Source organism: Paenibacillus sp. OT2-17, assembly GCF_009827695.1.
In the GTDB taxonomy this organism is placed as follows: Bacteria; Bacillota; Bacilli; order Paenibacillales; family Paenibacillaceae; genus Paenibacillus; species Paenibacillus polymyxa_B.
Genome location: NZ_WUDQ01000922.1, coordinates 1 through 898 on the forward strand (window position 1 = coordinate 1; position 898 = coordinate 898).

General features: G+C 45.4%; 2 protein-coding genes. Both read right to left on the bottom strand.

The annotated features are described in order from the left end of the window. Window positions 1–225: 225 nt before the first annotated feature. Window positions 226–405, bottom strand: coding sequence for a hypothetical protein (locus GRP75_RS28200; protein ID WP_160791029.1), 180 nt, complete (start codon window positions 403–405; stop codon window positions 226–228). A gap of 69 nt (window positions 406–474) precedes the next feature. After that, window positions 475–898: MBL fold metallo-hydrolase (locus GRP75_RS28205; protein ID WP_160791030.1), on the bottom strand; the 424-nt coding region annotated here is incomplete at its 5' end.

Genomic DNA, 898 nt, shown 5'->3' on the forward strand with positions numbered 1-898 from the left:
GTGTATTAATACATTTAAAATTTTGCTGAATGCTATGGAGGGGAGCAACTAGAACTGCAAAGGTGTATTCAATGCAATCATTGGTATATTCCATATCAGCGAGCTCAGTTAACCAAATTTTGCAGTTCTAAATGTCGGAGTCATTACAACTACCTAATGAAAAGAAAAGAATAAGAGGCTATAACATTTTGGAAGTGAGGAGATACAATAATGATTATTTAAAAATCAAATGAAGAAATTGAGATCATGAGGGGAGCTGGCCGAATTACGACTATTCTGCCAGTCCGCACCACTTGCCTTTGAGGCCGAACTTTTCAAGTCCTGTGTGTACGCCGTAGACGGATACTGGAAGCCATGATCCGAATGAAGCACGGCTCTGGATACGTCTATTTTGTGTGCATTCATAATACCAATTTCTTTATACCCCGGACCGAAAAGATCCGGAATGGTGGAGAAATAGCTGCTTTATTATCATTATTTGTATTGTGGATATACCGGCTGAACGGCTACCTGCTCAGGATCATGACCGAAGAACAACAGATTCGGCTTAACCTCCTGCACAATCTGCTGAATGCGGGTGATTGACTGGCGTGCCTGTTCATGGTCAAAGCCGTCAAACGGCACGTCGTTTGCGTAATTCTCCTGCGTGTAGGCAACATCAATCGTCAGCATGACCGGACCCGATTCCTTTGTTGTGACCAGCGCGGACTGATGACCCGGCGAATGACCCGGAGTATAGAACAGTTGCAAACCTGGAACCAGCTCATGATCCCCTTGAAGCAGTCGGTAATTCAAGTCCGCCTGCACGCATTCCGGTGGCGCATACTCCAGATTACCGATCGCAGCGTCTGCTTCGGTCTGCTGCACATAAATCGGTGTATTCGGAAAATGCGGATTG